The organism is Pelomonas nitida (assembly GCF_043555975.1).
GTDB classification, from domain to species: Bacteria; Pseudomonadota; Gammaproteobacteria; order Burkholderiales; family Burkholderiaceae_C; genus Pelomonas; species Pelomonas nitida.
Window position 1 is genome coordinate 121,884 of sequence record NZ_JBIGIA010000014.1, and the last position, 7,408, is coordinate 129,291.

At 67.5% G+C, this 7,408-nt stretch carries 5 protein-coding genes; 4 read left to right on the plus strand and 1 reads right to left on the minus strand.

Annotated elements, in window-relative coordinates:
- Window positions 1-6: 6 nt before the first annotated feature.
- The 3 genes from ACG00X_RS17890 to ACG00X_RS17900 all read left to right on the plus strand — a co-directional run bounded on the left by ACG00X_RS17890 (window position 7) and on the right by ACG00X_RS17900 (window position 4,229).
- Window positions 7-807 (plus strand): DUF4198 domain-containing protein, encoded by an 801-nt coding sequence (locus tag ACG00X_RS17890; protein WP_394489956.1) that lies wholly within the window; start codon window positions 7-9, stop codon window positions 805-807.
- A gap of 8 nt (window positions 808-815) precedes the next feature.
- On the plus strand, window positions 816-1,307 hold the full coding sequence (locus ACG00X_RS17895; protein WP_394489958.1) for an EF-hand domain-containing protein: 492 nt from the start codon (window positions 816-818) through the stop codon (window positions 1,305-1,307).
- 330 nt (window positions 1,308-1,637) lie between these two features.
- Window positions 1,638-4,229, plus strand: a complete 2,592-nt coding sequence (locus tag ACG00X_RS17900; RefSeq protein WP_394489960.1) for a TonB-dependent receptor — start codon at window positions 1,638-1,640, stop codon at window positions 4,227-4,229.
- A gap of 67 nt (window positions 4,230-4,296) precedes the next feature.
- On the opposite strand, the gene ACG00X_RS17905 is transcribed toward ACG00X_RS17900, so the two are convergent.
- A complete protein-coding gene (locus tag ACG00X_RS17905; RefSeq protein ID WP_394489962.1) occupies window positions 4,297-6,090 on the minus strand; it encodes a carbohydrate-binding protein in 1,794 nt (597 codons plus the stop codon).
- Window positions 6,091-6,557: 467 nt separating this feature from the next.
- Between ACG00X_RS17905 and ACG00X_RS17910 the strand changes: the two genes are divergently transcribed.
- The coding region (locus tag ACG00X_RS17910) for a cellulose binding domain-containing protein (RefSeq protein ID WP_394489964.1) at window positions 6,558-7,408 on the plus strand (851 nt) is incomplete at its 3' end.

The window sequence follows — 7,408 nt, forward strand, 5'->3', positions numbered from 1 at the left end:
TTCACCATGTCCACCATCAAATTTCAAAGCATCGGACGTTGGCTGGCCCCCGTGCTGTTCAGCGTCGGGGCCCAGGCCCATTCGCCTTATCTCAAGCCCAACGCCTTCGCGGCCGACGAGCAGCGCAAGCACGTCACGGTCGAGGCGTCCTTCGCCGAAGGCGATCTGCGGCCGGATGTGGCGATGAAGTCCGATGCCTTTCAGGTGCTCGGTCCCGATGGCAAGTCCCAGGCCCTGGTTCCGGCGGCGGTGTTGAAGGACGCCAGCTTTCTCGAGGTGCCGCTGTCTGCGGGCAACGGCACTTATCTGATTTCGTCCGGCGTGCGCAAGGGGCGTCTGGCGAAGGCGGTGCTGCGTGACGGCAAGGTGCACTTCGTCGAGCGCAAGGAGGAGCAGCAGGCAGGTGACGCCCCGATCGAAGTGCAGAGCATCACGCGCGCTGATGTCTACGTGACGCGTGGCAAGCCCAGCCTGGCCGATTTCGACGCGCAGGGTGTCGGCATCTACCCCGTCACGCAACCCTACGACCTTTACGCCGGCGAGACCGTCACGGTTCGCGTGCGCGAGAGCCGCCAGCCGCTTGCCGGCGAGACCGTCAGCGTCATCGCCGACGGCCAGCACTACGCCAGCCGCAAGCAAGCCGAACTGACGCTCAGCACCAATGCTGCCGGTGAGGTCAGTTTCAAGCCCAGCACGGCGGGCCTGTATCTGCTGCAGGTGCGCGTGCGCCGGCCATCGGCAGACAACCCGGCGCTGTGGCTGAGCCACACCGCCACGCTCACCATCGAAGTTCAACCCCAACCATGACATCCCGCATGACTCCGAACCCCCGCCTGCTTGCCGCCCTGCTGGGTGCGGCCCTGTTGCCCGCCATGGCGGCCTCGCATTCGTCAGCCACCTTCATCAGCGAGCAGGACTTGAACGGCGACGGCAAGGTGCTGCTGGCCGAATTCAAGCTGGGGCGCCAGGTCGAGTTCGCGCGCATGGACTTCGATGCCGATGGCGTGTTGAGCGAGGCCGAGTACCTGGGCGAGTTCGAAGGGCGCCTGATGCTGCGCGTCGGCAAGATCGCCGACCCCGAGAAACGTCGCGAGGAGCAGCAGCGCCAGATGCGCCAGGCCAAGGTGCGTTTCGGCGTGCTGGATGCCGACAAGAACGGCAGCATCAGCCCCGAGGAATTCCAGGCGACCGGCATGCGCATGTTCAACCTGCACGATCGCAACCAGGATGGCGTGGTCGACGACACCGACATGAAGCTTGCGGAGCAGGAGCGCAAGGACGGCAAGACAAGCTTCGTGTCGCCCTGAAGGCCTGAGAGGGCGGGAAGCCATTCCGCATGCCCGCCTTGCTGCCCGAAGGCCCCCACTCGTCGTTGCAAATGCTCGCCGTAGCCCGAGCGACGGCTGCGCGGTGCGCCTAGATTGGGGCGCTGTCGGACGCCTTGTCGGTCGCGCCGAAGTCCCTCTCGCCCTCTGAGTCGCCCCGCTTCTTTCAGCGCCTGCCGCGATTGCGGCAGATGCCGTCCCGTAGCCGCCGCCGCGCCGCGGCCACGGCATCTCTTCGTTTCTTTCACTCTCGACAGCCAGCCATCGCGTCGCTTGCGAAGCCAGCCAACATGAATTCCTCCAAGGCTTTGCATGAACAAGAACATCCCCACCGGCGCCGCGGTTCGCGGCTGCCAGGTTTCCCCGATTGCCACGGCCGCGCGTCAGGCGCTGTTGCTGATGGCCTTGACGGGTGGCGCCGCCTGGCTGCAGGCCGCTGAGGCGCAGCAGCAGGCAGCTGCCCTCCAGGTGCCGGCCGGGCCGCTGGCCGATGCGCTGACGCAGTTCGCCACCCGTGCCGGCGTGTCGCTGCAGGTCGACGCCGCGCTGGTGGCCGGCCGCACGAGCCCGGGCCTGCAGGGGCGTTTCGACGCGCGCGAAGGCTTTGCCCGGCTGCTGGAAGGCACGGGGCTGGCGGCGCGCGAGCGTTCGCCCGGCCATTGGGTGCTGCAACGCGCCACCGCTGACGCCGGTGCTCTGCCGGTGGTGCGTGTGACCGCCGCCGAAGAGCGCGCCGAGGCGGGCACGCGGACGGTGCTGACGCTGGACGATGGCGAGCGCAGCGGCGTCACCAGCTTGGGCGATGTGGCTCGCTACCAGCCGCTCGTGGAAGCGCCGGGCACGACGCTCGGCTCCACGCGGGGCGCCAGTCGCTATGACCGCGGTGGCACGACCAACTACAACATCCGCGGCGTCGAAGGCAACCGCGTGGGCCTGGACGTGGACGGTATCGAGATGCCCGATGCCATCAGCCGGGCGCCGCTGACGGCGCGTTCGGAGGACGGCACCTTCGGCATGGGGCGCGACTTCATCGACCCGGACATGTACGCATCGGTCGACATCCAGTCGGGCACGACCAACTCGCAGCGTTCGGCCGGCGGCATCGGCGGCGCCGTGAGCTTTCGCAGCAAGTCGCCCGAAGACTTCGTGAGCGCCGGCAAGCCCCTCCATGCGGGCGCCAAGCTCGGCTACAACGAGGCCAACAAGAGCTGGACCAAGGGGGCGACTCTCGCGGCAATGGCCGGCAGCGTCGGCGTGTTGCTGAACTACACCCGGCGTGATGGCGAGCAGACGGAAAACCACAGCGACACGGTGCCCGCCTACCCGGAAGACTGGCACTCCGACGCGCTGCTGCTCAAGGGTGTGCTGCGCGTGAACCCCGCGCACCGGCTGGAGCTGGCGGCGGACCTCTACCGCAAGCAGAGCGACTCGACGTTCGACGCCTGGGACACCGCCGCGACCGCCGTCACCGGGCGATCCACGCAGGACGCGCGCACCCGCCGCGACACCGTCTCGCTGGCGCACACCTGGACGCCCGAGGCCGGTGGCTGGGTCGACCGGTTGCAGACACGCTTCTACCTGCAGAACACCGACATGGATGACGCGACGTCCACAGTGACCCTGGCGACACAGGCGCAGATCCTGGAGGCCTCGCGCAACAAGACGCGCCAGCTCGGCTTCTCGACGCTGGGCGAGAAACGCGTCGGCAACCATGAATTCAAGTTCGGCCTCAATCAGTCGCGGGCCGAGAACGAGCATCCGTTCACCTCGACCGAAGCCTTCGGGGCGGGGCAGCCGTTCCCGGACACGCTGACCTGGCGCACGGGTGCTTTCGCCGAGGACACCATCAACTTTGACGTGGACGGGCGCCGCCTGGCCGTCGTTCCCGGGCTGCGCGTGGACCGCATCGAGCCGAGCATCCGCAACGCGGGCAGCTTCGGCAGCACGCGCATCACGCCGCAGGAGCTGGAGGCCATGTACGGGCACGCGCCGACGACGACGATCGTCAGCCCGAGCCTGGCCGTGCTGTACGCCTTGCAGCCCAACCTGACGGCCTACGCGCAGTGGAAGCGCGGCGGCCGGGCGCCTACCAACAGCGAGATCTTCGGCTACTGGAACAGTGGCGGTGGCACCTATGCCTTGCTGGGCGATCGCAACCTGAAGGCCGAAACCAGCAACGCCTTCGAAGTGGGGCTGAAGGGCACGCCGGTGCCGGGGGTCACTTTCGCGGCCGCGGTCTTCCACACCGTCTACGACGACTTCATTTCCTACACGCGCTACACGCGGGCCAACAACCCGGAGAAGTTCGTCAACATCCAGCCCAGCCTGTCCATCCTGTACCAGGCCGGCAACCGCGACGAGGCGCAGATCACGGGCACCGAGGTCAGCGTGCGGCTGGAGCATGGCACCTGGGCGCCCGCCGTCCGCGGGCTCTACAGCACGTGGGCGCTGGGCTACAGCAAGGGCAGCTCGAAGTCCAACTACCCGGGCGACAAGGACGTGGACCTGGACACGGTGCAGCCGGCCAAGGCCATCGTCGGGGTCGGCTTCGACGCAGCGCGCAAGGCCTGGGGCCTCAACCTGACGGGCACCTTCGTGCACGGCAAGCAGGCGACCGCCACGAACCGGCAGTCCTTCAGCAACAACCCGGGCGTCGGCCTGACCGACTCGACGACGCAGCTCTATCGCGTGCCCGGCTTCGGGCGGTTCGACCTGGCCGGCTACTGGCGCGTGGCGCCGAGCCTGCGCCTCACGGCCGGGCTCCTGAACGTGACGGACAAGCGCTACTGGTCATACGCCAGCGCGCGCAGCCTCCAGCCGGCCAATGCGAGAGACCGGCAGCAGATCGAGCTGTCGACCGCGCCGGGGCGCACGGTGGCTGTTGGGCTGAACGCGGAGTTCTGAAACCGGCCGCGCGGTGCAAGACGGGGAGGGCGGCCGGTTCGGCACGCGCTCCCCGCTCACGGTCGCGTCAGTTGGCCTTGGTCACGCGGAACCAGTTCAGGTTCCAGCCGCCGTTGCGCACGGCGATGCCGAACTTGCGCGTGCCGGCCGGCAGCTGCACGGTGTGCTTGACGGTCACCCAGTTCTGCCAACCGCCCGTGGCCGGGATGTTGACCGAGCCATAGACGACGCTGCCGCCGGCTTCCTCGAGCTGCAGGTTGCCGCCGCCGTTCAGGCTGGCCACGCGGTACTCGATGGTGTAGGTGCCGGCGCTGGGCAGGTTGATGCTGGGGTAGGACAGCCAGTCACCCGCGTCCAGGTAGCCGACGTTCAGGCCGCCGCCGGAGTCGGTCGTGGCCTCGGTCTGCACGCCGGACATCGCATCGAAGCTCTCGGCCTGGATGGTCGTGCCGCCGGTGTTGGCGTCACCAGGCCGGCTGATGTCCAGCCAGTTGACGTTGAAGCCGCCCGACTTGGCCAGGATGGCCAGGGTCTGCTGACCGGCCGGCAGGTTGACCGTGTGCGACACGGTGGTCCAGTTTTGCCAGCCGCCGGTGGAGCTCACGTTGACCGTGCCGTAGGTGCTGCCGCCGCCGCCGCGCTCCAGCTGGATGACGCCGCCGCCTGACGCGCTGGCCACGCGGTACTTGACGACGTAGCTGCCGGCCGCCGGCACGTTGACGTCATAAGTCATCCAGTCACCGGTCTCGATGTAGCCGACGTTGCTGCCGCCATCGGTGTCGGTGGTTGCCTCCACCTGCACGCCCGACATCTGGCAGTAGGCCTCGGCCTGGATCTGGCCGGGCAGCGCCACACGTGTGCAGCCGCCCGGCGCGGGTGTTGTGCCGGGCCAGCCGCCGATGATCTGCTTGGCGAGCGAGCCGGAGGCCGTGAGCTGGCCGGCCGACCAGCCACCCTGGGCGCTGGCGCCGGAGACGAGCGCCGAGGCGCCTTCGGCCTTGTCGTTCAGTGCCCAGTTGGCGTTGCTGATGCCCTTGGCCTTCATGAAGTCCACCCAGGCCCAGGTCTCTGACGCCGCCACGCCGCCGTCGCCGCTGGCACCCACCGAACCCCATTCCGTGACGAACAGTGCCACGCCATTGTTCAGCGCCGTCTGGGCCTTGTCGCGCAGCCACTGGCCGTGGCTGCCGGCGTAGAAGTGCAGCGTGTAGGCGATGTTGGAGCCGCTGATCGGGTCGCGCGAAGCCACGTCGACGTCCTGCGACCAGTTGGGCGTGCCGACGATGATGAGGTTGTCGGGGTCGATCGCGCGGATGGCACTGATGACGGCCTGCGCGTAGGGCTTGAGCGTGCCGCTCCACGAGATGTTCAGCGGCTCGTTGTAGACCTCGTAGATCACGTGGTTGTGGTTGCCGTAGGTGCGGGCCATCTCCTGGAAGAACGCGATCGCCTCGTTGCGATAGTTCTCGGCATGGTGGCTGTGCCAGTCGATGATGACGTACATGTCATTGGCGATGGCGGCGTCCACCACGGCCTTGACCCGCGCCTTGTTGCCGGCGGGGTCGGCCAGGTAGCCCTGGGTTTCGTCGACACCCATGGCCACGCGCACGACCTTGGACTTCCAGTCGCTCTTGAGCCAGCCGACGACGTTGGCGTTGTAGTACTTTTCGCCCCCCCAGCCGGTGTTGCTCCAGAACAGGCTGTTACCGGCAAAGCTGGCGGGCTGACCGCCGGCCAGGATCTTGTTGCCGCTGACGGACAGCGGGCTGACGTCGGCCAGCGCGGCACCGGCATGGGCCAGCACGAGGCCGCCGAGCAGGGCCGTGGTCGCACGGCGGATCTGGGTCGCAACGAATTGCATCGGAGAGTCTCCTGAAGATGAGAAAGGGCGCTGGCATGGCCCAGACCTCCACTCAGGAGCACGTTCGCAACGCCGGCATTCTGGGCGCCGTTGCGGGTTGACTCTGAGGGTGCATGGCCGCCCCGGGGCGGCGCATGTCCGGGCTCATTCAGCTGCCGCCCAAAGTGTTCCATGTGACCCGTTCTTCAAGATACTTCGCAAGCTGCAACAGTTCGCAACTTCCCGCGAATCTCGAGTTAGGGGTTGATTTTCGGAATTACATTGCCGCCCGCATCGAGGTGGCGAGCCAATGGGCTGTGCCGCTGATCCGCCCGGTCCTTGGGGTGCTCGCTCGACTCGCCGTGTCCCATGGTCAGGTTGCGGAGAGTACGTTTTGACACCGACTCTGAACGTTATGCCGTGAAGATGAGCTTCGGTGCCTATCGGCTGCCGTCAGCTAACGAAAAACTAACCTGGAGCAACACGCCATGTCACGCCTTCGTCCTTTGGTCCTCAGCGCTGCGCTGTCGGCCATCTTTGCGCAATCTGCGATGGCCGCGAGTCCGGCCACGGTGGATTACGTCGTGACCAACCGTTGGGGCACGGGTTATTGCGCCACTGTGCGCGTGACCAACCCCAACAGCACCCCGTTGGTGTGGAGTGGCACGCTGACCGTGAGCGGCACCGTCAGCCAGCTCTGGAATGCCACCTGGAAGCAGAGCGGCAGCAGCGTTGCGCTGAGTGGTGCGGGCTGGAACAACACGCTGGCTCCCAAGGCCACGATGGATTCGATCGGTTTCTGCGCCTCGGGCACGACACCAGCTCCCACGCCGGCACCGACGCCAGCTCCTACGCCTGCGCCCACACCGGCGCCGACGCCAGCGCCCACGCCCGCACCGACACCAGCCCCCACGCCTGCACCGACGCCGGCTCCTACGCCCGCGCCGACCCCTGCACCGACACCGGCTCCCACTCCCGCGCCGACCCCAGCTCCTACACCGGCCCCGACGCCCGCGCCGGCCCCGGCGCCGTCCGCCGTTGACGCCGGCACCACCACGACCGTCTGGTACACGGGCACGCCCACCAAGCCGACGGTGACCGCTGGTACCTGGCGCGCAGGCGGTCCCAACCCCGAGCAGTCCAATTTCAAGCTCGTCAAGGAATCGGCGCACTTCGCCTTCTATTCCGACGAGAACCTCTCGGCAGCCGACTTGCAACTGGCCGCCGACACGCTGGAGAACACCGTCTGGCAGAACCTGTTCAATTCGAACCAGTTCATGCCCGAGCCGTTCTACAACAAGAGCGACAAGATCAAGCCGGCCATCCACATCCACTCCGG

Coding starts and splice junctions, on each gene's coding strand:
- ACG00X_RS17890 (WP_394489956.1), top strand. CDS start 7: ATGTCCACCATCAAATTTCAAAGCATCGGACGTTGGCTGGCCCCCGTG.
- ACG00X_RS17895 (WP_394489958.1), top strand. CDS start 816: ATGACTCCGAACCCCCGCCTGCTTGCCGCCCTGCTGGGTGCGGCCCTG.
- ACG00X_RS17900 (WP_394489960.1), top strand. CDS start 1,638: ATGAACAAGAACATCCCCACCGGCGCCGCGGTTCGCGGCTGCCAGGTT.
- ACG00X_RS17905 (WP_394489962.1), bottom strand. CDS start 6,090: ATGCAATTCGTTGCGACCCAGATCCGCCGTGCGACCACGGCCCTGCTC.